The organism is Dyadobacter bucti, assembly GCF_005869225.1.
GTDB lineage: Bacteria > Bacteroidota > Bacteroidia > Cytophagales > Spirosomataceae > Dyadobacter > Dyadobacter bucti.
In genome coordinates, this window is the sequence record NZ_SWFP01000010.1 from 311513 (window position 1) to 336582 (window position 25070).

Annotated in this window: 24 protein-coding genes and 1 pseudogene; 16 read left to right on the forward strand and 9 right to left on the reverse strand. The window is 44.3% G+C overall.

Annotation, left to right across the window (positions count from 1 at the left end):
• Positions 1 to 21: 21 nt before the first annotated feature.
• Together FBF61_RS28625 and FBF61_RS28630 are read left to right on the forward strand one after the other, a co-directional pair.
• Positions 22 to 1590 carry a SusD/RagB family nutrient-binding outer membrane lipoprotein gene (locus FBF61_RS28625; protein WP_166444628.1) on the forward strand — a complete coding sequence of 523 codons (1569 nt, stop codon included), beginning with the start codon at positions 22 to 24 and terminating at the stop codon, positions 1588 to 1590.
• Between the two features lie 33 nt (positions 1591 to 1623).
• Positions 1624 to 3096, forward strand: coding sequence for a hypothetical protein (locus tag FBF61_RS28630; RefSeq protein WP_138483942.1), 1473 nt, complete (start codon positions 1624 to 1626; stop codon positions 3094 to 3096).
• A gap of 308 nt (positions 3097 to 3404) precedes the next feature.
• Here FBF61_RS28630 and FBF61_RS28635 read toward each other — a convergent pair whose 3' ends face one another.
• Positions 3405 to 4325 (reverse strand): ClpXP adapter SpxH family protein, encoded by a 921-nt coding sequence (locus FBF61_RS28635; protein WP_138483944.1) that lies wholly within the window; start codon positions 4323 to 4325, stop codon positions 3405 to 3407.
• Positions 4326 to 4871: 546 nt separating this feature from the next.
• Here FBF61_RS28635 and FBF61_RS28640 point away from each other — a divergent pair.
• Genes FBF61_RS28640 through FBF61_RS28650 form a run of 3 tightly spaced genes read left to right on the forward strand, consistent with a single transcriptional unit; the run spans position 4872 to position 7211 of the window.
• Positions 4872 to 5669, forward strand: coding sequence for a glycosyltransferase family 2 protein (locus tag FBF61_RS28640; RefSeq protein WP_138483946.1), 798 nt, complete (start codon positions 4872 to 4874; stop codon positions 5667 to 5669).
• Entirely contained in the window at positions 5653 to 6498 is an 846-nt protein-coding gene (locus FBF61_RS28645; RefSeq protein ID WP_138483948.1) for a glycosyltransferase family 2 protein, read from the forward strand. The genes FBF61_RS28640 and FBF61_RS28645 overlap by 17 nt, the downstream gene beginning before the upstream one ends.
• A 5-nt stretch (positions 6499 to 6503) precedes the next feature.
• Entirely contained in the window at positions 6504 to 7211 is a 708-nt protein-coding gene (locus FBF61_RS28650; RefSeq protein ID WP_138483950.1) for a glycosyltransferase, read from the forward strand.
• Here the strand turns inward: FBF61_RS28650 and FBF61_RS28655 are convergent.
• Positions 7208 to 8077 (reverse strand): glycosyltransferase family 2 protein, encoded by an 870-nt coding sequence (locus FBF61_RS28655; RefSeq protein WP_138483952.1) that lies wholly within the window; start codon positions 8075 to 8077, stop codon positions 7208 to 7210. The two genes, FBF61_RS28650 and FBF61_RS28655, sit on opposite strands and share 4 nt — an antisense overlap.
• A gap of 9 nt (positions 8078 to 8086) precedes the next feature.
• Positions 8087 to 9076: a glycosyl transferase gene (locus tag FBF61_RS28660; RefSeq protein WP_138483955.1), complete on the reverse strand. Its 990-nt coding sequence runs from the start codon at positions 9074 to 9076 to the stop codon at positions 8087 to 8089.
• A 117-nt stretch (positions 9077 to 9193) separates the two neighbouring features.
• Between FBF61_RS28660 and FBF61_RS28665 the strand changes: the two genes are divergently transcribed.
• From FBF61_RS28665 to FBF61_RS28700, 8 genes are all read left to right on the forward strand, one after another.
• Positions 9194 to 9982 (forward strand): methyltransferase, TIGR04325 family, encoded by a 789-nt coding sequence (locus FBF61_RS28665; protein ID WP_138483957.1) that lies wholly within the window; start codon positions 9194 to 9196, stop codon positions 9980 to 9982.
• Between the two features lie 211 nt (positions 9983 to 10193).
• Positions 10194 to 10604: a hypothetical protein gene (locus tag FBF61_RS28670; protein WP_138483959.1), complete on the forward strand. Its 411-nt coding sequence runs from the start codon at positions 10194 to 10196 to the stop codon at positions 10602 to 10604.
• Between the two features lie 12 nt (positions 10605 to 10616).
• Positions 10617 to 11645, forward strand: a complete 1029-nt coding sequence (locus tag FBF61_RS28675) for a hypothetical protein (RefSeq protein ID WP_138483961.1) — start codon at positions 10617 to 10619, stop codon at positions 11643 to 11645.
• Positions 11632 to 13050, forward strand: coding sequence for a glycosyltransferase family 2 protein (locus FBF61_RS28680; protein WP_138483963.1), 1419 nt, complete (start codon positions 11632 to 11634; stop codon positions 13048 to 13050). The genes FBF61_RS28675 and FBF61_RS28680 overlap by 14 nt, the downstream gene beginning before the upstream one ends.
• Complete coding sequence (locus FBF61_RS28685) at positions 13047 to 13727, forward strand: glycosyltransferase family 2 protein (RefSeq protein WP_138483965.1); 681 nt, start codon at positions 13047 to 13049, stop codon at positions 13725 to 13727. Before FBF61_RS28680 ends, FBF61_RS28685 begins: the two co-directional genes overlap by 4 nt.
• Complete coding sequence (locus tag FBF61_RS28690) at positions 13705 to 15366, forward strand: ATP-binding cassette domain-containing protein (protein ID WP_138483967.1); 1662 nt, start codon at positions 13705 to 13707, stop codon at positions 15364 to 15366. The genes FBF61_RS28685 and FBF61_RS28690 overlap by 23 nt, the downstream gene beginning before the upstream one ends.
• Complete coding sequence (locus FBF61_RS28695) at positions 15347 to 16441, forward strand: nucleotidyltransferase family protein (RefSeq protein ID WP_138483969.1); 1095 nt, start codon at positions 15347 to 15349, stop codon at positions 16439 to 16441. The genes FBF61_RS28690 and FBF61_RS28695 overlap by 20 nt, the downstream gene beginning before the upstream one ends.
• 345 nt (positions 16442 to 16786) lie before the next feature.
• Positions 16787 to 18226, forward strand: a complete 1440-nt coding sequence (locus FBF61_RS28700) for an energy transducer TonB (protein WP_138483971.1) — start codon at positions 16787 to 16789, stop codon at positions 18224 to 18226.
• A gap of 671 nt (positions 18227 to 18897) precedes the next feature.
• Here the strand turns inward: FBF61_RS28700 and FBF61_RS28705 are convergent.
• From FBF61_RS28705 to FBF61_RS28725, 5 genes are all read right to left on the reverse strand, one after another.
• Positions 18898 to 19104, reverse strand: coding sequence for a helix-turn-helix transcriptional regulator (locus tag FBF61_RS28705; protein ID WP_138483974.1), 207 nt, complete (start codon positions 19102 to 19104; stop codon positions 18898 to 18900).
• A 10-nt stretch (positions 19105 to 19114) separates the two neighbouring features.
• On the reverse strand, positions 19115 to 19456 hold the full coding sequence (locus FBF61_RS28710) for a hypothetical protein (RefSeq protein ID WP_138483976.1): 342 nt from the start codon (positions 19454 to 19456) through the stop codon (positions 19115 to 19117).
• Between the two features lie 143 nt (positions 19457 to 19599).
• Positions 19600 to 20601, reverse strand: a complete 1002-nt coding sequence (locus tag FBF61_RS28715; protein WP_138483978.1) for an NADP-dependent oxidoreductase — start codon at positions 20599 to 20601, stop codon at positions 19600 to 19602.
• Positions 20602 to 20926: 325 nt separating this feature from the next.
• Positions 20927 to 21517, reverse strand: coding sequence for a TetR/AcrR family transcriptional regulator (locus tag FBF61_RS28720; protein WP_138483980.1), 591 nt, complete (start codon positions 21515 to 21517; stop codon positions 20927 to 20929).
• Positions 21518 to 21751: 234 nt separating this feature from the next.
• On the reverse strand, positions 21752 to 22066 hold the full coding sequence (locus FBF61_RS28725; protein WP_138483983.1) for a cupin domain-containing protein: 315 nt from the start codon (positions 22064 to 22066) through the stop codon (positions 21752 to 21754).
• A gap of 477 nt (positions 22067 to 22543) precedes the next feature.
• Here FBF61_RS28725 and FBF61_RS28735 point away from each other — a divergent pair.
• From FBF61_RS28735 to FBF61_RS28745, 3 genes and pseudogenes are all read left to right on the forward strand, one after another.
• A pseudogene (locus FBF61_RS28735) lies at positions 22544 to 23548 on the forward strand (tannase/feruloyl esterase family alpha/beta hydrolase); the annotation flags it as partial.
• 41 nt (positions 23549 to 23589) lie between these two features.
• Positions 23590 to 23928, forward strand: a complete 339-nt coding sequence (locus FBF61_RS35675) for a tannase/feruloyl esterase family alpha/beta hydrolase (RefSeq protein ID WP_138484018.1) — start codon at positions 23590 to 23592, stop codon at positions 23926 to 23928.
• Positions 23929 to 24237: 309 nt separating this feature from the next.
• On the forward strand, positions 24238 to 24618 hold the full coding sequence (locus FBF61_RS28745; RefSeq protein WP_138483989.1) for a nuclear transport factor 2 family protein: 381 nt from the start codon (positions 24238 to 24240) through the stop codon (positions 24616 to 24618).
• A 266-nt stretch (positions 24619 to 24884) separates the two neighbouring features.
• Here the strand turns inward: FBF61_RS28745 and FBF61_RS34925 are convergent.
• On the reverse strand, positions 24885 to 25070 hold a 186-nt coding region (locus FBF61_RS34925; RefSeq protein ID WP_205748329.1), incomplete at its 5' end, for a hypothetical protein.

Sequence of the window (25070 nt, forward strand, 5' to 3'; positions counted from 1 at the left end):
CAAAGGTTAAATTTAATGGAGATGAAAAAGATATTTTATATATGCTTCGCCAGCGGCCTCTTATTGCTGGCTTCCTGCGACAATGGTTTTGAAGAACTGAACAAAGATCCTAATGCTGTTACCGCCGACCGGTTTAATCCCGCCTATCTTTTTACAACCGGCCAGTACAACACTGCCAAGGGAGATGAAAGCAACAGCCTCAATTATGCCGAGCCGTTTGTACAACACATGGCCTCGCTCAGCAACGTAGGGATTTTTGATTTTCAGGGGGATAAATATGTGTATCACAAAGGGAACAACGAGCAACTCTGGAAGGCTACATACAATGCCGTTTCAGGCTCCTCCAAACTCATCGAGGATGTGATCACGCTGGCCAAGGACAAACCTCAGTACCACAACCTGTATCATATGGCGCGGATCTGGAAAACGGTCATTTTCCACCGCTTGACTGATATGTATGGTGATATCCCCTACTTCGAGGCAAACCAGGGTTATTACAAACAGATCTACAAACCCAAGTATGATGCCCAAAAAGACATATATGCCAATATGCTGTCGGAGCTGGAGGATGCTACCGCGAAGCTGGACGCAGGGCAGACTGTTTTTGCTTCACCGGATATCGTTTATGCGGGTAACATTGCGAAGTGGAAAAGATTCGGCTACTCAATGATGCTCCGTCTCGGGATGCGCATGTCCAAGGTGGACCCTGCGGCTGCCGAGGCCTGGGTAAAAAAGGCTTATGCCGGCGGTGTTTTCTCTTCGGTCGATGACAATCTTTTTATCAAAGGAACTGACAAGGCCGGTACCCAGGAAGTACTGACCAACGGTCAGAGCTGGACATTAGCCGTGTCAGGAAGGAGCCCGGGAAAGATCGCCAAGACGTTTTTTGACTATATGAAAAGCCACAATGATCCAAGGCTGAAATACACGGTTGCGGTGTATACCGATCCCACCAATGTAGCTACCAAAAACACCGACCCGGCTGTCCAAAAGGGGATGCCGAACGGACTGGACCGCATTACCCTGCCCAGCAGCCCGAGTTACGATCCTAATGTACCGGGTCAGGAACACCAGTTTTCTGGCGTGAACAGGGACGTTTTCGCCAAACTCGACGGCCCAAGAATGCTTCTTACCTATGGAGAAGTTCAGTTTATGCTGGCAGAGGCAGCAGTAAGGGGCTGGATCACCGGGGACGCTGCCCAGTTTTACCGCAACGGGGTAACAGGTGCTATGAAAACGCTGGCGCAATATGATGTTTCCGCCACTATACCGGATGCAGATATTACTGCATACCTCACTGCATTTCCATTTGTTGGCGTTGCAGACAAGGAAAAGGCATTTGAGCAGATCAATTCGGAATACTGGGTGGCTACGTTCCTGAACGGTTATGAATCGTTTGCCAATGTCCGTCGCTCGGGATATCCCAAACTGGTTCCCGTGAACTATCCCGACAATGAGACCGGCGGCACATATCCGCGGCGCCTGCGCTATCCCGACGATGAGCCTGTTTTAAATGCAGACAATTACAATGAGTCGGTGGCCCGCCAGGGTGCTGATAATTACAAAACGCACGTATGGTGGGACAAGTAACATCATATTGCTAACCAATTTCAAAGTGCATCTATGAAATACCTGGTCACATTATCCCTGGTCTTTGGGTTGTCGGCAACCGGAGCTTTTGCGCAGAACAAGGATTATCTGTTTTATGTAAAAACACATTGCGACAACCTGATCCTCCATGGCAAAGATGTATACGGTACTCAGCAATCCAGCATGCTCGCCTCCGTGATCGATTCGCGGGATATGAGCGTTCCAAAATCCCGCGTTCCACCTACGGAAGGAACGCGGGAATCGGACAGGGCTGTCGGGGGGAGCAATTATTACCATGATGTGGAAACCATCAGGCTGTTAGAAAACCTGACGAAACTGACCGGTGATGCCAAATACAAACAGGCCGCGACGGACTATACACGTGATTTTCTGACCCTTTGCCAGAATCCATATACGGGACTTTTGGGCTGGGGGGAACACCTGTATTACAATTTCTTCAATGAGAAAATCATGGAGGGAGATCTCGAAAAACCCGGGACGTTCTTTACCCATGAGTTTATAGAAAACACTCCGCCCTGGGATTATCTCTGGGGAATGGATTCGGCAAGGGTAAACAGGGCGATCACGGGGGTAAGAGGGCATTTCCGTTCACCGGTTACACAGAGTTTTTTGTTTAACCGGCATGCCCGCTGGAATAAAATTGAAAAACCTGAGTACCGCGGACTGGAGCAGTACCAGGACGGTGGCCAGGCCTGGATCAAGCATTCCGGTCTTCAGGCATATTCTTTTACGTTTTTGTATACCAAAACCCGGAATCCGGAATGGAAAAGATGGGCGGAAGGTGCAGGAAACTTGTTCTGGAAATACCGCAATCCTGAAACCGATCTGACGGTAGGCTGCATCGATGACCCGCGTCCGAGTGGTATGTTCTCTTCGCTGAACGGGACTGCCCTGCTAAGCTATTATCTGCTGAAATCCTGGGAGCTCAATCCGGAGTTCGGACATTTCAAGGCGCAGGCGGAAACCATGCTGAAAGCCGCTGAGAAATATTCCTGGAACGCTGCCGGCAAAGGTTACTATCTGCTGGTGAAACCGGACGGAAAACCAGACGGCACTGACATGATCCCTATGGTTTCGACGGGGTACAGCGAGGCTGATATGTTGCTTTTCGGAAGCATAGCGGCATATTTTTACAAAACTACCGGGGATAAAGCCTATCTCGGGATGGTAAAAAAAGTGGCGGATGCGGTGGAAAACCACCAGTGGCCGGACAAGTTTGTGATCAACAGCCTTGCTTCGAACCTTCAATTTTCGCTGGATGCCTACGAAATCCTTGGTAACGAAAAAATGTACCAGCGTGCCAGGCAGCTGGCGGATATAGGGATCAAAAAACTTTGGAGCGGAAAGCTTTTTGTAAGGGAGCCCAATGATCCATATTATGAATCCAAGCTGGGCACCAGTCTGATGCTGGCAGGGTTTCTGAGGTTACATTATCTTGATAAAAAACAGCCTTCGCTCGCTTCTGTGACGAAGTGGTCTTTGTAATAAGTTCTTTGAGAACATTCCATTGAGCCGGTACCTTTTCCTTTGCAGGATTACATTGAAGAGGCGTAAAAATCGGATGTTGTATTTTCATCCCCGGGAATTTGCAGACATCGCCGCGGCTTACAATGTGCCGGCTATGTAAAGAATACGGACGGTGCGAAACTTACAACCAAGCTCGACAGGCTAACAAGTCTTCCAAAGCAAAACACGAGCTTTGTAAATTGACATCGGTATTGTGCGCAAAAATTTCCGTCAGGTTGCCTCGGAAACAATTGACCGGACGGAATATTTTTTTATGCCTGTTTTCTTTATTTCAACCAGATGGCCCCATTCTTGGTTGTCAGTTTTTTCAATCTTAGTTTATCTGAAAGTTCATTTAACAGCGTTTCACTTTCATTCCTCGGTATCCCGGAAAGTTCGGAAAATTCTTTTGCCGTCAACGAATGATACTTGGAGAAAAGTGTTTCCCAGTCTTTGTTGTATTCGCTTTTTACGGCATCAGGGCTGAGTTTCAGGATTGCCATTTCGTAATAGGCATAAGGCTTTGAACCATATACCGTCTCTTTGTTGCCTGAACTGTCGAAAAAGAGCATTGTCGGGAATCCTCTTACGCCAAATTCACGAGCCAGTTTTAAATCTTCCTCAAAGAGTGTGTTTGCCTGGTTCTCAAAGTCGTACTTTAACTGCTCCGCGTCCAAACCGACTTTTTCGGCCGCCAAAGCCAGGTTCTCCCATTTGGTAATATTCTTTTTCTGCAGAAAAACCATTTCCCTGATTGCTCTTAAAAACAGGATCGCTTTGTCCTTATGCTGCATTTGGGCGGCTTTAAATGCGACGGAAGGCGGATAGGAGGAATGTAAGGGATCTTCCAACCAAACATCCCCGTCAATAGGCATATCGTAGTGCCCGCTCACCTCATCCCAATGATGCGCCACATCTGAGGGCTTGCTGATACCACCGCTGTTGTAACCCCAATCTGGCAGCAAACCACCCATCCGGTATTCTATATCTATATGATTGCCGTATTCCAGTTTTAGCTTTTTGAATTGCGGTTCAATGCCCCAGCAGGAGGAACAAATCGGATCAGTGAAATAAATGACCTTGACAGGTTTTTCTTTTGATTGGGCGCTGCTCGTTGCAGCTTCGTTGCTTTTGAATTCAGGTATTTCACACGTACCGGTTTCAGGATCACACAAAAGCGGGTTGTTTTTTGATGTATCGTTACTCATTATCTCTTGGTTTGAACTTTCTCTTTTAACATCCTGCAAAGCTAGAAAACAGTAAGTTTACAAATGCTATGGATGTCCTTTGGGAAACTACTTTCAACCCGGTGCTATGCGGTTATTCAAGTATTGCTTCAGGAATAAAATAAATTTCAGAACGGCTACAACCTTTTGAGCCTTGTTGATCTCTTATGCATTATCAAGGCTATGGGGAATTAACTAATGTAGTGCAATGGTTACATAATTTGTAAAAATAAATATTGCACAAGGCTTGATAAATTTCATTTCCGGTTCTTAAATTGTACCAATGCTAAAAATATTCAATCCCTAACAAACGTAAATCAATGGCCGCTATCAGCACTGTACCTCTCTGTCTTTTATCTCAAAAACAACTTCAAAACCTGCAAACGTATATCAACACAAGTAACCGCTTGTTCCTTCTTTAATTTTATTTCCTTTTTTCTTGACTCTCGTTGCTCTACCGGACTGAAAATGTCCGTGAAACAGGGTATCTGGCATTAAAGTGTATCAAGTAAACGACCAAATTTTTTGATGGACGTCGCTCCGCCGACTTCGCTTGTTACAGCTACTTATAACTGGTCCGAAGCACTGCATTGTAACCTATTGAGTGTCGCAGCCCAAAAGGTTTTACCAAAAGAAGTGATTATTGCCGACGATGGTTCGGATGGAAGAACGCGCGCTGTAATCGACCAGATGCGGGAAGCGTTCCCTGTTCCTATTGTGCATGTCTGGCATGAAGATATGGGTTTCCGGAAGAGCCGGATACTTAATAAAGCGATCGCGCGCAGCACCGGAAGTTACCTGATCCAGGTTGATGGGGATGTACTGTTGCACCCGTCGTTTGTAGCCGACCATATCGCGGCGGCGGAACCGGGTGTTTTTATCCGCGGGACCCGTGCAAGGCTTACTTCGCGCAGGACTGAAACCTTGCTTCAAAAGCCCGGTTCAAATCTCCATTTTTATTCGTCCGGTGTTTACAACCGTCTGAATGCACTGCGTTTGCCTTTGCTGTGGTGGCTTGGGCATCGGAAGGAAATGAAAAGCCGCAGTGTCCGTGGCAGTAATCTGGCTTTTTGGAAGGCGGATTTTGTGCAGGTCAATGGCTACAATAATGACCTGAACGGGTGGGGCCATGAGGACGAGGAACTGGCAGCCCGATTCATCAATAACAGCATCGGGAAAAAGATCGTGAAATTGGCCGCGGTTCAGTTTCACCTACATCATAACGAATTGCCAAAACCGAACGAGCCTTTTCACAGGCAAATCATTGAAGAAACGCTGGTTACAAAAGTTAAAAGATGCACTAATGGATATGAAGACCTTCTCTAGCTCACTTATTATTTCTACCTACAATTGGCCTGAAGCGCTACGGCTTTGCCTGCTTAGCGTGAAAGAACAGTCGGTTTTGCCGGGCGAAGTGATAGTGGCCGACGATGGATCGACTGCGCAAACCGCGGAGCTTATCGAGGCCATTCGTCAGACTTTTCCCGTAAAGCTTATCCACATCTGGCAGGAGGACGAAGGCTTCCGACTTTCGAAGATCCGGAATAAAGCCATCGCTATATGCTCTTATGACTATGTTATCCAGATTGACGGAGACCTGCTGTTGCACAGGCATTTTATCAAGGATCATCTGGCCTTGCGAAAGCGCGGGACCTTTGTGGCCGGGAGCAGGGTGCTGATGAATAAGCAATTGTCCGATAAGCTGGTGCATTTGCAAAAACCAAGTGTAGCTATTTTCCAATCGGGGCTTACGAACATTTGCAACCGTTTCAGCATACGCTGGCTGAGCAGGTATATGGCTGACCGGTACAGGAATCAGGACATCTATACCTTAAGGGGCTGCAACATGGCTTTCTGGAAGGAAGATCTCGTGCGTGTCAATGGTTATAACGAGGTGTTCCATGCATGGGGCCGGGAGGATAATGAGATTGCCGTGAGGCTGCTCAATTCCGGGCTGAAAAAACGTGCAATTAAGTTTGGCGGGGTGGTTTTCCATATTTTTCATCCGGAAGCAGACCGGACTCGCTTTCGGGAGACGGATGGGCTTCTTTTGGATAGTATGTTGCATAAGTCAGTGTATTGCACTCAGGGGCTGAATCAGTATCTGGGTGGTTTTGCGCCCGTTGTTCAGATTGAAAGTGCGCTGGCTGTTTGAGGGGTATGGAGCGTAATCAGCTGATATCCGTCATTTTGGTCACATACAATGCGGACAGGTATTTACAAAAATGTTTGGACAGTATCTATGCCCAACAATATCCATACATTGAGATCATCGTAGTGGATGGGGCAAGCACAGATAATACGCTGGAGATTCTCCGTCAGAATTCAGCGAGGTTTGCCTTTTGGAAAAGTGAGAAGGATAGCGGGATATACGACGCCATGAACAAAGCCCTGGATCACGTTAAAGGAGGATGGGTGTACTTCATTGGTGCCGACGATATATTGCTGCCCGCATTTTCGGCGCTCGCGGAGGAATTGAAGGACCCGCATTCGATCTACTACGGAAGCGTGATAAAATCCGGAAAAAAATACCTGGGCGAGCTTTCACCTTACCGACAAGCCAAGACCGGCATCAATCACCAGGCCATTATCTACCCGGCGGGTTTTTTTCGTGGGCGGAGGTATGATACGCGCTACGCTATTTCTGCCGATCATGTGCTTAACATGGAATGCAACAAAATGCAGGATTACCGCTTTACATTCAGGGATTACGATATAGCGATTTTCAACGACAAGGGTGTCTCATCATTGCAGAAAGACCTTGTTTTCGAAAAGGAGAAAAGCAGACTGATCCTGCAGTGTTTCGGCTTGCCGGTATATCTTCGATTTCAGTTCAAGAAGATCAAAGAACGGCTATCGGGTCACTAAAAATCATTTTTCCTGCTAAATACCATTCCGTGCTCCCGGTCGAAGGTAATTTTAGGCGGCAGATCCAGAATGCCGGCCAGTAATTTATTTCTCCATTTCCTTTTCGGGACGGCTTTCGCGAGGCCAATCAGAAGGCGGTAAAACAGGAGGGGAAGGGCACCTCTGTTTTCTCTTGCCAATAATTCGGTGACTTGTTGCAGATACTGGTCACGCTGTTCGTAACTCTTCTGATTTTCGGACCTGAACCGAAACCCACCCAGGATAAACGATGTCGTATACAACGGCTGATACCGCGAAAACCGCAGCCATAACTCGAAATCGGCGGCCAGTGAATAGTTTTGTTCAATATAGCCGCCCGCTTCTTCCCAAAGCCCGCGCCGCCAGAATACGGATTCCTGCTGGATGAACTTCCCGTCAAACAATCTTAGTCGCAACCGCGACCACCGCTGGGAATAGGGCAGGTCTTCATAGAGAAAACACTGGCCGGCCTCATTGAAGAAAGTATTCGCGCCCATCAGCCACTTCACCGGAGGAAATTGCTGAAAAATTTCAGCCACAGTGAAGAGGCACTGCCTGTGATACATATCGTCGGCGTTAATCCATGTCATGATTTCGCCTGTTGACCTGGCAAAACCCTTTTGTATTGCATCGTACAAACCGCTGTCCTTTTCGCTCGTCCAGTAAGTCAACTGCCCTTCGTATTTGCGGATAATCTCAACCGAACCGTCTGTGCTTCCTCCGTCAATGATCATGTATTCCAGGTTGGGGTATCCCTGGTTCAACACGGAACAGATGGTTTCTTCCAGGTAACGCGCCTGGTTAAGGGAAGGGGTCACCACAGTGATTTTTGGTAGGGGCGGGGACATAGCCGGTAATTAGGAGAGTGCGTTTTTCTTCATGTAATTTTTGTAATGTCCTTTAAACATGAATTGTATGCGACGCGACAAACTTACTTTTATCCATTTTAATGACATAGGGTTCTCATGGAAAACAGCGGACGGTTCGATCGCCCGGACTTGTGATTCCGCATTAGCGAGGGCTTTGAGGTAAGCATTATAAACAACCGTTATCACATCATTTCCAAGTGTATATTGTTCTGCGGTCAACCGGAAGCTTTTCCCGACACAATATCGGAAGTCGTGAAAATGGTAAAATACAAGCGGCGCTTTTTCACCGTCGCGGGACCTGAGATACACTTTATCCGACTGAATTTCATAGGTGTAGTCCTTGGAATTCCACGGCGCGATGCCTCCGCCCGGGTGTTCCAGTACATGTACTCCCTTGAACCGGTCGGTCCAGTCGTCGAGGTATTTCTGGTCGCCGAACTTTCCGTCTTCAAATCGCGCATAGCACCAGTCAAGGCATGATTTCATCCACCAATCGAGCACCGCGAGGCCTTCCTGGGTATTTTTGAAGGTTACGAATTGCACACAGTAAATGCCGCTCAAAGCGGTCTGGTCGTATTCCCGGCTGTACCGGTGTTCGGTAATCAGCACAGATTTATCCCTCATTTCGTCTGTAAGCACATGAGGATCTGCGAAGAACAGCAGATCGGCATCCACGTAAGTGCAGTGATCGAGCGAGTAGGTATGGATGCTATGCCAGATGGTAAAAGAAGTGCATGTCCAGCAATATTCTGCGGCGGTACGGCCGGCTTTCACCGAAAGCAGTTCCGGTGTCTCAAATTCGGCGAGCGGGATAATCGTTGCATTTGATAGATCCAACCGGCGCAGAACATGGTAGCAAGCGTCGTCAAATGCGAAGATATACAGGTGAAAATCAATGTCTTGTTTCGATAGCGAATTGTAAAGTGCCAATCCACGCGAAAGGTAGAATGAATTGAAAAGCGTGCAAAAATTCTGCATTTGCAAAATGTTCGTAAGAGGAAGGATTCTTTGAAATACAAATATCAAAGATATATCGCGAATCCAATGCTGTTTTCATTCAATAAGCTAAATTGCGCTATACTCTATCAAAAGAAAATGTCATTTTTCAAGCGCAGGAAGGACGTCAGAAACCAGTACGGCTGGTTTGGTAATTATAGTAGCTGGGAAGCGTTAACGTCCATTTCCGGCGGATATGAATCGGGTAATATCCTGGATATCACAAAAAAAGCATTGCTGAAAGTCAAAAACGGACAGGCCGTATACGAGCGGGACTCAGTTTTATTCGACAAGAAGATATACCCCCATGCAGTGATCTCGGCGCTTCTTTACACTGCTATTGAATGTGACAAGACATTGAATGTCATTGATTTCGGTGGTTCTTTGGGGAGTACCTATTTTCAGGTAAGGGATCTTATTCCGGCTGGTGTAAACATTCACTGGAGCGTTGTAGAGCAGGAAAACTATGTCCGGTGCGGGCAGCAATCGTTTGAGGACGAAATTTTGAAATTCCACTTCACTATTTTGGAAAGCCTGGCGTCAAAAAGGGCTGATGTTTTGCTGCTTTCGAGCGTACTGCAGTATCTTGAAAAACCACACGAGTTCCTGCTGGAAATTATGAAGTACGATTTCAAATACATTATCGTAGACAGGACGGCATTTATTAATGACAATCAACCCGACCGGCTTACACTTCAGATCGTACCCCCCGAAATTTACGAAGCGCGTTATCCCGCCTGGTTTTTCAATGAGGAAAAGTTTCTCGGGTACTTTCAGGATTATGAAATTAAAACACAGTTTGTTTCCTATGTCGAAGGTGAGCAGGAAATGGAAATCGATCATGTTAAAGCCGGGTATGACAAAGGGTTCTTTTTTGTGAAGAAATAGCGCTGCTGGCGAAAACATAGCCCGGTGCAATTAGTCCGGCAACGGTAGATTCGGCTTTTGTTGGGTAGAATAACTTTGATATAAACTTATATGAGTTTATGTGATCATTACTTCATGATGTCTATTGGGGATCAAAGTTTTGTCAGTTGGATTTTTAATTGATTACAAACTAATCCCATAACCCTGGAATTTCTTATAACATTATTGATAGATGTATTTCTTAAACCAACGTTTGGCTGCCGATGTTTTTGATGGCGAGTATATTATCGCCAATTTAGATACCGGTCTTTATTACAGTGTCCAGGGCGCCGCAGTTTCCCTTCTCCATTCTCTTCCATTTTCCAGTGAAAATCAGGTTATTACTGTCGTTTCACAGGCATTTCCAGAACAAACTGAGGTTATCAAAGAAGAATTGACTTCCATTTTTAAGGAATTGGTAAGTCAGGACATTATCAGGCGGGACGAGAATATTTTGTTGGAAAGCGGCCCAGAATGTATCGCTCCCAATGCCTATATCCCGGGGCGGTTTAATCGTTACGCGGATATGCAGGATTTGCTGATGTTGGATCCGATTCACGATGTGGATGAAAACGGATGGACGGTCCAAAGTAACAATAGCTAAATTTTAGTCAATTTGGATTTAAGTACTTATTTCAACAATGTGCTTTCGTTGTTTGATTCACTTCCTTATGTGCAAACGGACCAGTTAAAACTGGCCAACAGGACTGTTCACTTACGTACACCGTCCTTGCCTCTGCGAGAACGGTTTTTGCCGGCGTTGGCACATCTTCTGGACGCAAAAGAGGAGATTAAACCTGCGTTGACGATTTGGTATGCCGATGATAATTCTCTTGCGCATGCCATGAAGGCCCCGCCGCTGGAAGGGTTCAATGCCCAGGGTTATCACCCTGATCTTGATCAGGAAGACATTCAGATCTTTTTTCAACCCTGGCAAACCCAGATATTTCTATATTCCAGGAGTAAGTCCATTGGTATTTACTGGGTACAGAAGGTGGAGCAGGTCCCCTGGTGGGAATGCACCTTTTCTTTTCGCGCACTATTTCATTTATGGACCAGGGATCTCCCTGCCCAGCTGGTGCATGCAGGTACGATGGCAAAGAATGGTCGCGGGGTGCTGATTCCGGGACAAAGTGGCTCAGGGAAATCCACGTCGTGCCTTAATTTGCTTCGCGCTGGTTATGATTATCTGGGCGATGATTATGTGTGGGTTGAACTGGCCGAGGAAATTAAAGTGTATACGCTCTATCAAACTGCAAAAGTGGAACCCCATAATTTCCTGACGAGATTCCCGGAATGGGAACCTTACCTCCGAAATAAAGCCAGTTACAAGGAGCAGAAGGCAATTTTTCATGTTACTGATATGTATCCAAAAGCAGGAATTTTGGTTTCTCCTGTCCAGGCAATCCTATTGCCGAAGGTAGCACATCAGGAACACACGCGTTTTGAAAAGGCTAATCCTACCCAGGCACTGATGGCGATGGCGCCAACCACGCTGCACCATTTACCCCATCACCGCCCAAATTCCTACCGTAAGCTGATGAAAGCAGCCTCTTTATTACCGGTATACCATTGGCATTTAGGCCGTAATCGGGATCAGTTTGTTGAATCATTTGATCATTTTTTAGCCAATGAACTGTCCTAAAATTAGTGTCATTGTTCCTACGCACAATAATGGAATTGAATTAAGAAGAGCTATTGAAAGTATTCTGGCGCAGGACGCTTTGGATGTTCAGGATTGCACCGTCGAAATCCTGATCGTCAATGATGCTTCTGATGAAGAGTTCAAGGATCAATTGACTCAACTGACGCTTCATTTCGAACAATGCAGACTTTTAAATACTTCCGTTCAATCGGGTCCGGCTGCGGCAAGGAATGCAGGTATATGTGCTGCGGATGGAGAGTTTATAGGGTTTTTAGATGCTGACGATCAATGGCCATTCAATAAGGTGAGTATCTTGTTACCCTATTTCAACGATAACAGCATTGATGTCGCAGCAGGGAAAATTCAATATATAGTTCAGGAAGGCCAACCTGAATTGAATATGAAATTTGAGGATGAGCAAAATCGCATTACGCATGTCCATTTGGGTACGTTGCTGGCCAGGAAATCTATATTTGAGCAGGGGCTTCTGTTCGATGAAACATTGACATTTAGTGAAGATGTGGATTGGTGGTTTAGATTAAGGGAAAAAAATATCAACATTGTCATTGACGAAGCAACCACATTGTTTTACCATGTTCACGGGAATAATATGTCGGTGAATAAAAATATCGGAGAACTGCAGTTGCTAAAAATATTGCACAAATCGGTCCAACGCAGAAAGGCAAATCAATCCAGTGAATTCATGCCGCAGATTAAAGATTTCAGGGTGGATCAGCCCGATCCGTTGATCAGTATTATCCTGCCGCTCTACAACGGGAAAGACCTTGTTAAAAAATCAATTGATGGCGTATTGAGTCAGACATTCACCAACTGGGAGTTAATCGTCGTAGACGACGGATCTACGGATGGCGGGGCATCTTACATTGAAAACAATTATCCTGACGTAAAGGTGATCTGTCAGAAAAATGCCGGAGTGGCTGCCGCCAGAAATACCGGTATAAGGCATACAGCGGGAGAAATTGTCGCTTTTTTGGATCAGGATGATGAATGGGCTCCGTCTAAATTGCGGGATCAGTGGGACGTGTTGAAAAAAGATCCTTATTGTTCTTTTGTTACCTGTAACCAAATATTTATCTGTAACGAGGGAGTGACCTTGCCGGCCAATTTTAGTGAAAAATTATTTGAAGAGCACCGGTCTCTGGTACCAAGTGCTTTACTCATCAGAAAACAGGCATTGCTCAGTGTCAATATGTTTGATCAATCGCTGGAAGTAAGCAGTGACTTTGATTTGATACGCAGGCTGCGTACAGCCCGTTGCAAGGAAGCCAATGTAGATAAACTGTTATTGAAAAAATGGTATCATGGAGAGAATGCCAGTTTAAATAAACCATTAATGAAAAAGGAGATTCTGGGTTTGTTGCACCGTCAAATCAAAGGGCGATGAAAGGTTCTGAAATAGACGTGATTATTGCCGTTTATAATGGCGAAAAATTCATTGAAGAGGCGATTGCTTCCGTCCAAAATCAAACCTGGAAAGATCTCAATATCATCGTAGCGGATGATGGTTCGGCGGATCAAACGCTGAATATTGTGACCGCAATGTCAAAGTCCGATAATCGGATCAGCATACAGGCCCTTCCCCACCAAGGTGTTTCGGCGACATTGAATGCCGCGATTAAATATTCGTCCGCCCGGTACATCGCATTTTTGGATGCGGATGATTTATGGAATGTCAAAAAGCTGGCAGTGCAGATGGAAGCTTTGGCAAATAGTGCAAATGATGTTTGTTTTTGTATGGTTCAGGAATTTGAAACATTACCAGAAAATGCCAGCCAATCCTACCGGGCCCGGAAAGAACCATTGAAAGGTTTTTCAAAAATTTCTTTCCTGGGAAAAAGATCTGTTTTTGACCGGTTCGGATTATTTGATGAAACCGTTGCGATCGGCGATTTCGTGGATTGGTTCAGTCGGGTCGTCAGAGCGGAGGTTCCCTTTACTATGCTGGATCAAGTATTGGCTTTCCGTAGGATCCATGAAAACAACACCACACGGAATATTTCCAAAAATGTATTTTTGAAGCTGTTAAAGACGCACTTGGATGCAAAGAGAGAAAATTCCTGAGGCAAATCCCCCGAAATTTGATAACCTGTTTAAATTTTGGATTTCTTTTTTTAAGTCCATTCCCAAACTACCTGTAGTCGGGTCATTTTCTCTGGGTATCCTCCGCATACTTGCTTCGGCAGTCTGGCCCATATTTTTGTACCGGTCTTTAAAGCAAATAGGAATTGCATCGGACACGGCGATCCTTTTCAATATCATGGTGGTGCTGTTCATGCTGCTGCTCGCTGCTGTTTCCCACCATTTTCAATCAAGAATAAACATTGCGGTCCTGAGTGAATTTACGGTAGAGCTAAGCAGCCGGATCTGGAAGAAAATGAATGCCCTTGACTGGCTGACATTCCACGGCAAAAATCGCGTTTATTATTTTGATATGCTTTTGATTGAAACCTGGCGGGTTAGGAATGGTTTGGTGGCCATTTTGGAATCAATTGTTGTCAACGCCCTCATTGCCGGCATTTTAAGCATCTTTATTGGTTTTGTCAGTTTACCATTGTTTTTTGTCTGCCTGGCTGGTTTAGTGATCATGGGATCGGCCCATATACTTGCTACCGTTCAAACCAGGCCATTTATGAAACAATTTCATGAAGCCTGGCGCGTGCAGCATCATTGGATCGCGAAATGTGTGGATCAATTTGATCTGCTCAAAATGGATCGCGCCTATGCAGAGTCATTCGACGCGCACCAGACAAAGACCGGCGAATTTGTAGCCGTTAACAGTCAACTATTGCTGACGCAGGCCCGTTGGCGGAATATTAATCAGTTCGTGGCGAATATGGTTCGTGTAGCTGTATTCATAATCGGGATCTACTGGGTAAAGGTGGGGTTCATTGGTTTGGACGCCTTGTTGTTGACCCTGTTGATAGTGAGCATAGTACAGGGAAATATCAGTCAGGTTACTGGCGGCATGGGTAACATTATGGAAGCGCAGGAGTCCCTGAAAACCATTTCCCTGTTTCTGGGTTTAAAGGAAGAGAAGGTCCCGGACCCTGATTCTTTCACGGAATTTCCGGCAATAACAAAAATTTCCATTCGGGATTTATCATACGGCTACCAGGATACATGGGTGGTTGAACATGTTGACTTAGATCTACATGCCGGTAACATCTATCTTTGGCGAGGTGCCAATGGAAGCGGTAAAACGACAGTTGCACATATTTTAATGGGACTGATCGAGCCCGGGCAAGGCAGGTTAGAAATCAATGATCAACCGGCCGACTGGGTTACACTGAAGTCCTTGCGAAACCGATTTGCCTATCTGAATCAGGACTCGCCTATTTTTATGGGCGATATCAAAGAAAATGCATTATTCGGACATCCGGAGCCGCAGCTGGCATGGGAAAGCTTACAAACCAGCTGGCTGTACAGGTTACTGCCGGGCTTACATCAGGAAGGAGGACGAAGGGTTGGCGAAAGGGGAGAAGGGCTTTCGGGCGGAGAATCAAAACGGATAGCATTCATTCGGGAACTTCTGCGATCGTCAGAAATACTGATTCTGGACGAACCTCTCAATCACCTGGACGAGTATGTTATTCAAGAGATTGAGCGCGAAATTGTCAACATCAAGGCTGAGGCGATTGTTATTATCATTAGTCATCAATCAGGTTTTGAGCGTGTAGCAGATGAAATCAGAGACTTTTAGCACAGTGGATAACCTCACATCCATCCAACTTTTAATGGTGAAGGCATGTTTGGCAAAAACCAAAGATGAGCGTGAATATCTCGTGCGTTTGTGGGAGAAAGAGGTCGTGATGGATGAACTGGATTATGGCTGTTTTCGTCTACTCCCACTTTTTTATCATGGCAATGAACAATATGGGATCACTACCAGCCACGATAAGCGTCTGAAGATCGTATATAAATACTGGTGGCTAAAAAATCAGCATTTATCCAATCAATTAAGAGTAATACATAGTGCCTTTGCGGATGTGGGCATAGAGAGTGTTGTAATCAAAGGAGCTTCCCTTAAAACATTCTATGATCTTGGTGAACTCAGGCCTATGGCAGATTTTGATTTACTGATCCACCCCTCAGACTTGGACAGGGCTATGAAGATAATTCATGCTCATGATTTCAAAATTGTTGAAAAACTGGCTCAATATTTTGATAAAAGGAGGGATGTTTTTCAGTATTTCAATCATGCTATTTCTTGTGTTCATACCAAGAACGACAGCCAACTGGATTTGCATTGGCGCATAGGTTCTCACTGTTCTTTTTCTTTTACCAAAGATTTATGGGATCATTTGGATGACTATCCGCTCATCCCGAATGCAAGAAAACCGCAATTGGCGTACGAAATATTTATGCTTGTGATCCATGCCATTGAATCTAAAAACAGGGATAATCTTAACTGGATTATTGATGTTGCCACGATCAATAAAACGGCAACGGGCACATATTGGCAGGAGGCAAGAAATTTGGCCGTTTCAGAGAAAAAGGAAGATCTTTTTGATTACGGTTGTTCATTGTTGATCAGTTTAGGCATCGAGGTTCCGAATCCGGGAGAGGTTAAAATGCCGACAGGCGCAATTCGAACGAATGAAGCGGACAGGAAAGACTTAGGCTACCGAAAAACAGCACGTTACCGATTTCATAATCACAGGTTATTTGTTAATTGGATGTTCCCTCACGCGAATCGTTTTGTAAAAGCTTTTCAACTCGGCAAGAGTATCTATTACAAATACATTTTACGGAAAAACGGCTATTTTTTGAAATGAGTGCATGTCTGCCGTAATGTTCTAACTACTATATCTTTTTTTTCACTCGTCTTCCGCCAGTCCAATGAGAATTCCCTCGGTTTGTTTTGGGCCATGTTTCTATCTGTTTAAAAATGATATTTTGCTTCGAATGCCATGCCGGTCTGTTCATGTGAAGTTGATTTATCTGGACGGCGCGTATAAAAGGATGCCGCATCCTTTGGCTACCGGAAAGGCACATTCGTGTAAATAGGTCTGGATGCGCAACGTTTGTAGCGTGAATTCATTGAGTTCATAACACATTTGGTTATGTTTGCGATATTGAAATATTCTAGTTCTATCTTTCTATAATCAAACAATTAGTCATTGAAAAATATAGTAGCACTGTTCTGTCTGATTAGTTTTTCAACATTTGCACAAACAGTTTACCAGGCCAACGAAGTTGAAAAAGTTGCAGAGCCTGGTGGCGGGCTTGCACTCTTCAACCGTTTCGTCGTGGCCAACCTGAGGATTCCGATCCATGCCGCTGCAAAAGGACTTAATTCACGGGTGCTGATCAAAGGTGTCGTGGAAACGGACGGAACAATGACTGCCATCGGGATTGCGCGGTCGCTGGATAGCTTGTGCGATATCGAAGCGCTGCGGGTCGTGAGTTTGTACAAAGCCTGGAAACCTGCCATGTTAAAAGGCCAGCCGGTAAGGCAGGCTGTTGTGTACCCGGTCGTTTTCCGGACGCCTCCCATTCAATCTTATGACAGCACGCAAAGTGCAATGATTGAATATTTTGACAAAAATCATACGATGATTACTGACGAGAAAAAATTCAAATTCAGAAATGTAATTCCAGTAAACCGCTACGGGGATGTACGTGCGGATATTCTGTTTCAGGAAAAAAGAAGTGGAGAATGGAAAACAGTGAAAAGCTTCCCTTTTCAGAAGGATGAGATCTGGGTAAAGCTATCCGGTCCGGTCAAACTGGATTCCGTGCAGGCTTACCGTATTTCTGCCAACATGGGCAATTGGGAAAGTCCTTCGGAAGAAATAGTAACCCAGGCCGACGGACGGCTTCTCTCGTTTGTTGCCTACCCGGGGAGTGGGAAACTACCGTCAGTAAGTAAATCCTATTACAGGGACGGAATGTTGCGGGAAGAAAGAATTACAGCAGACAGTCTCACACAGGTCACCAGCTGGTACGAGAACGGCCAGCTTGGAAATGTGATACTGTTGGACAACAAGAAGAAGGTTTCAGTGATTGAAAACTGGGATATGGACGGAACAATTCTGGTAAAAGAGGGGGCCGGAACGGCCAGAATTCAGGCTGGAATTTATGATGGAGAAATGGTTTACGAAGAGGGACTCGTTGTAAATGGTTTAAAAACAGGCCATTGGGTTGGTCGGCATTCCATCAATGATCTGGTTTACGAAGAAGATTATCAGGATGGAATATTACTGAAAGGCGTGCGAAATCCAGGTAAGCAGCCAACGGAATACACGGTTGATGAAATCCCGCCGCAGTTTCGTGGGGGGCCAAAGGAGTTTGTAAAACTACTGAATGAGCATGTCGATATCTTTCCTTCCATAAATCCTGCAAACGGCATTCCAAGGGGCAAACTTCTGGTTTCTTTTGTTGTGCACGAGAATGGAAAACTGAGCGACTATTCGCTGGATAGGGGTGTAACCAAAAATGTGGATCGGCAGGTAATGGACTTGGTGAGGAAAACGAGTGGCGCCTGGGATCCCGCAGTAAAAAAAGGTAAAAAAGTGGCTACCAGGCATACATTGCCCATTAACTTTGAAAGTAGGTAAAGGTGAAAGTTTGTCGGGGAAGGCTACAGAATATCTGTCCACATGTTTTGAGGTCGCGGATAGAAGTCACTCTTCCAGTTTTCACGTTCTCAATACTCTCTTTTAAAGAGAACTTAACACTTGCTGGTCCGAAAAAGACATCAGTTTCAGTACTTTCATCGATTGGCGCCAGTAAAACTGATTTCTTATTCTTTTCCCGAAATTCCCTAGGCGATATGATTCTCATAGCGGTATTACTGACAATAAGCTTCTGACATTTAAATTGTAATACAAAAAGCCTTTCTTTAAGTTTAGCAGCGATAGGCACAGGCATCAGTTATTTTAAATACCATGGATGAGCATACCCGTAACGAAATGCGACAAGACCCCTGGCGGTTTATAATTATTGGGATTTTTTTGTATCAGATATTTTATGTTTTTATCAAAGGGAATATTCCAATTGAAAGACTGCCATTTCGATATTATGCACTAGCAGCTGTGGCATCCCTCGCTGTGAATACAATTCTCTATTTTACCATCCGACAGTGGCCGAAGCGCCGCAAAAAATGGGTTATGTGGTTGACAGGATTTCTCTGGATAGGAGTCGTTTTACTGTATGGGAGGGGGTAATATCAGGGAATGATTGAGATGAATGAGTTTGTCTTAAAACGTGCGATAAATAATCCGCAGCGCTAAGTCCAGTCTGTTTCTGCCAGGGCAAATATTTCGTCGACCGTTGTCCCGAAAACGAAAGCAATCTTTAAGGCGAGTAGCGTTGATGGAACAAACTTTCCAATCTCGATAGAATTGATGGTTTGCCGTGAAACACCTACTTTTTCAGCCAGTTCGGCTTGCGTTATATTCTGTTTTGCACGTTCGACTTTGAGGGAATTTTTCATGTTTAAACCGCTATTCCCAAGAAAGGTATAATCGTAAATAGTAAATACAAATAGCCAAAGCGAATACGAGTAGGAGGAAGTGATTAATATCGGTCAGCTGGAACGAAATTGCTTGGTGTTCATGAAGATTCGTACTAATCAGCTTGAATCCGTACCCCACAATCAGTGCAGTATATGCAGAAGAGGATTTTAACATTTTGACACGTTCGTCTTCTATTTTTTCTTTGCTTACAAATATCATAAACAGCCCCACCAGCAAAGGTATTTCAGAACCTGTTGATTCGTCAATAAAAAATATCGCAACACCGGCGAGAACAAATAATACACCCAGAGCTTTAAATATCCTAGTCATAGCTTTGTAAGTTCGATGGTCTAAAAGTACACTTTGTTTATCTAAAAGACAAATAAACTTTACTTTTATGGTTTGGTTTTTTGATTGAGCGAGTGTTTATAATGTTTCCCTCCATTCAGAAATGCCATGGTAGTGCCACGCCTTTACCTGACCTTGACTACAACTTTCCCTTTCGCGCGCCCGCTCTCTACATAGGCAAGCGCCTCATTGGTTTGGGCGAATGGAAAGACCTTGTCCACAACAGGTCTGATATCTCCCGACTCGATCAGTTTTGTTATCTCGTGCAGCTGTTTACCATTGGCTCTCATAAATAAGAACGAATACTGTACGCCGAGTTTATCTGCTTTTTTCCGTACGCTTGAACTGATTAGGGAGAGGATCATTTTTATGTACCAGGGAGCGCCGATGGCTCTTGCAAAATCGGGTGTTGGCGGCCCGGATATTGAGATGAGCTTGCCTCCAGGTTTGAGTACATTGAGAGATTTTTTAAGTGTGGCCGTGTCCTGGCTGTTAAGTACGAGATCATAATCTTGCAATACATTTTCAAAATCCTGTTTTTTATAGTTGATCAGTACATCCGCACCAAGACTTTTTAGTGTGTCAAAGCTTTTTTCACTGGCTGTTGTCGCCACTGTTGCTCCGAGATATTTAGCCAGCTGAATAGCAATCGTTCCAACCCCTCCGGATCCTGCCTGGATAAATACTTTCTGACCTTTCTGTACATTGCCTATTTCTACCAGTGCCTGCCAGACGGTTAACGCGACGAGTGGGATGGATGCCGCTTCTTCCATTGATATGTTCTTTGGTTTTAAGGCCACGTCGTTTTCATTGATGGCAATGTATTGGGCAAATGTGCCGATGTGAAAATCGGCCGGACGAGCATAAACCGGATCCCCGACTTTGAAGTGTTTGACATTTTTACCAACCTGGACCACTTTCCCGGCGGCATCATGCCCAAGGGTTAATGGAAACTGGTACGGTAGTATCATTTTAAACTCACCTGACTTGATCTTTGAGTCCAGAAGGTTCAAACCACTGGCGTGTACCTCTACCAGAACTTCATTGTCTTTGACAGACGGCTTAGGGACTTCTGCAAGAAGAAGCCCTTCTTTTTTATCATATTTTTTGATTTGAAACGCTTTCATTCGTTAGGTGTTTTTATTAAAATGATATTGATACTTCCCAGGGTTACGGCTTGTGCTAAGAGCGTTGCAGGTACTTTCATGAAGCATAGTTGTCGTCAACAGCCCAAACGCTCACGATACAGCTGTTAAAAAATGGTCTGTTTCCTATCGTTTGCATTAAGTATTGATCTTTTTTGCTTCAAGCTCCACCGGTAATCAGGATTGTTTTGTTATTCAAATTCATAGTACTGAAATTTTGAGATTGTTGGGTGCGAGCTGTTAATGAATTTAACTTATACTTTTTGATACAAAATATACTTTTTAGTATATTTTGTATCAAAAAAAATTAGGTTCCGTATTGTTCTAGTTCAGCCTTCAGGCTTTTGATCAGTGACTGCATTGGCTTTGCAGTATCCATAGTTCTGCACATAACGATACCACCTTCTATGGATGCCATCAATTTAAAAGCAAACACTGGAGCATCGAGATTTGAAGAGAATTCTCCTTTACTGATTCCTTCTGTAAGTATATTTATAAGATCCTGCTGGCCGGCTCTGAACACGCCGGCTATCTTCTTTTTGATAAGCGGGTAATTATCATCTGCATCCACGGCAGTGTTAAAAATTGGGCAACCTCCTGATATATAGGTATCAATTGGGTCTTTGTAAAAATCCAGAAATGCGAAAATTTTTGCTTTTGACGTTTTCTTTTCGGTTACTGCCGAGTGGATTTTGTCAGATATTTTCTTCAATAACAAATCAATTACTTGTCCGGAAAGGTCTTCCTTGTTTTCAAAATGCCCATATAAACAACCCTTCGTCAACTGGGTCGCTGCCAGAACGTCATCGATATTTACACCTGATATACCTTTTTCATTGTAAAGGGGTGCTGCTGTTTCTAATATGAATTGTTTGGTCTTTTCCGCTTTGGTAAGCATGTCTCTGGATATAAATCTTACTTCGACACAAATGTACTAAAAAGTATATTTCAATACCTAGCTTTTATTGATTTTTAACCCGTTACATTCAGTCTCCATCTATCTATACCGATTTGGAGTTCATTCTTGATTTGATCTAGATAATTTAGGATTTTAGTGAACAGTTGCTCACCCGGTCTATGCACTGAAAATAGGCTGTCATTTTTTAAATATTGAAATTTTTTTAAAAGCCCTTTATCCATTGAAGAACGAGAGAAGAAATGCTTCTTCAAAAAGCAAAGCATAACCTTGAAGCACTGTTTGTTTTGGCCAACTCCATACCTCTCCCGGAATTGAACAGATAACATCACCAGGTTGGACAGACAGTTTGTGCTGATTTACAATAATTTTTTCCCTGCCATCTGTTATAAAAGTGATATCATAATATGTTAACCTGTGGGTAGGAGCAACTTCAATGTATTTGTTAATGTCCGAAATACTAACAAGGTCTACCAATAACTCTTTGCCGTATTTTCCCTGGAAAAAATGATACCGGTGTATTGATTTCATCGAAATGATTTGGGTAGGTAAATTGAACAAATAAGGTTCTCAGGACTATGTCAGGACGTCAACGCTTCATATTACGACGCTGTAATATTGTTTAATGCTTGCCCATATCTCATCATTTTCTTTCAACACCCGCTCATAAAGTGCCATTTTTTTGTCGTGTAACTTTCTGATTTCTTTGACGGGATGAATGTTGAATGTTCGTATTTTCTGCATTTAACAATGAGCTTCCCTGAAATGTATTTGAAATAATGTTCACGGCTTTGTCCTCAAAAATTTCGAATTGCCTCATCCGGTACTTTCAAAACAGCCAAGGCGTGAATGGGGATAAAGTCAATTCATCTTGCTTTATTAACGAAATGCGAGACGACCTTATAAAACCTTTCATATATGAGAAAATTTTATGTTTCCTTCGCCCTCATTTTGTTTGTCGGCCTTGTCTCGGCCCAAACTGTAAAACCTTGCAAGCCCTGAGCGGAGTTGAAAAACCTGCAATTTCCTGATGTTACGATTCTGGCCGCGGAGTCCAATGCCGGGGATACGATTAGGAATTCGGAGGAACCATGGCGCGGAACTATCGTTATCAGGAAGTCTTTCTGTCGCGTACTGGGCAGGATAAGCCGGGAAATTAATTTTGAACTCCTTTTGCCTGACGAAGGCAATACGCGTTTTCTGATGTCAGGAGGAGGCGGTTTTGTTGGAAACATTCAAAATGATTTTAAGTCTAAGATAGACGAAGGATTTGCAACCGCAGGCACCGACACCGGCCACGAGGGAGGTGGCGATGCCAAATGGGCGTAAAACAACATGGAGCGACAGCTCAACTTCGGGCGGCTTGCCATCCATCGTACCGCCGTGGTTTCGAAAGCCATTATGCAAAATTATTACGGTGCAGCACCTTCCAAATCGTATTTTGTAGGCTGCTCGCGTGGGGGCGGGCAGGCGATGGTGGAGGCTCAATATTATCCCGAGGATTTTGACGGGATCGTGGCCGGGGCACCAGCATTCGCCTGGCCGGCAATTGCTGCTAAGTTTTTGCAGCACAGCCAATTCAATTATCCGAATCCGAAAGATCCGAACCCGGTCATTACTACCGATAATCTCAAACTTTTACACAAGGAAGTTCTGAAACAATGTGACCAACTCGATGGGACGGGTGACGGGATCATCAACAACCCAGGTAAATGCAGGTTTGATTTTTCTAAATTACCTGTTTGCGCTAACCAAAAACCGGGAAACGCATGTCTTACAAAAGCCCAGCTCGTGGCAATCAAGTCGATTTACAGTCCTTTGGTTGCCAATGGCAACCAAATTTATCCCGGTTTTCCATTTGGCGGAGAAGCCGAGGGCGGTTCCTGGGACCCGTGGATTACTGCGGCAGTTTCCGCCCGGCAAAAAGAGCCCAGCCTGCATTATATGTTTGCTACAAACATTTTTAAGTATCTCATCTTCAACGATTCTACATTTAACTATACGAAGTACAACTTCCAAAATTTCGCCTTGGAACTGCGTATGCTTCATCTTACCTGGATGCCACCAGTACCGATTACAGCGGGTTCAAAAAACGAAATGGCAAAATCATTTTTTTTCACGGATGGAATGACGCTGCACTCTCGGCAAACGCAACCATTGAGCATTACAATGGCATTTTAAAAACTGACAAAGACGCACAGTCTTTTGCAAGACTGTTCCTTCTTCCGGGTGTTCTGCACTGCGGCGGCGGCCCAGGCTGCGACAGGGTAGACTGGGTCAGCCTTATTATAGACTGGGTAGAACAGTCGAAAGCGCCTGACCAGATCATTGCTTCGAAACAGGTCGGGGAAAAGGTTGCTACCAGGGCTGTTTTTGCTTATCCGAAGGAGTAGGGGGTGTTGCTTCTCAAATTAAGATCTGAATTAGAAATTGTCGAACCATAGAACGGCGGTCATCACGTTAGGATCTGTCTCACGAAACGTCCGGAAATTGGGGCAGATCCGGGCAGGTAGGCGATAGGGTACCGTCTCAAGCAAATCACATATAATCTCAAGTTTTACCGACATCCATTGCTAACAAGCCGTCTTATTTTTGACCGGTCCAACGAACGATTTACTCTTTCGCTGATCCACGCACTATCAACCTATACCCTGAATATTCTTGCCGGCTTACCAACAAGATTTGTTCTTAAAAATAGAAATATGGAAAAAATAGAAATTACCAAACAAGACGTTGTCGAAGCTGAAAACAAACTTTTTTCGGCTCAACTTGTGAGCAACGTTGACATTCTTGACCAATTGTTACACGATGATCTAATTGCAGTTGCGCCGACAGGACAAGTTCTGACCAAAAAAATGGACTTGGATTCACATAAAGCAAAAACCATGATTATTGAAGACGCTTCAACAAAAATTGATGACATTAAAATATTTGGCGACACCGCACTTTCAATCGTTACAATGACAGCGAAAGGGAAAATGATGGGAACACCATTGGAGGGTAAATTTAGATATTTTAGAGTTTGGAAACGCTTTGATGATGGGTTGAAAGTGATCGGTGCAAGCTTTATGCAACTACCATAATATGCGGAATCAGATCCCGGAAACATTAATTACTGATTCATGCGGCTCATCCGGATGTCTCACCTGATCTTTTAAAAATAGGATTTTCAATATCTAACTGAAACCGTTAATATTCAGGACCTGCGCATTCATTTGTAGCGGTTAAAACCCATTTTTAGCGAATGTGAATGCCTCACAACGACCAGAGGTGTGTATTTGGTATTGTCATACATTGCGGGAGTTTATGTAAATAATTGATAATGAGTATTTTGTATATTTTTTTGTATCTAAAATGCTGAGTATGGATTATTGGGTTGTATGTCGTTGTGAAAACCGAAAGGTTCGTTGAGGTGGTTCCGAAAAGCGGCACACATTTTTGCACAACATGATGCAAAATGAAAGACCAAAAATCTGTAAAAAGTCGTCGGAGCTACGACGCTGAGTTCAAGGAAGAAATGATCAGAATGCTCGTT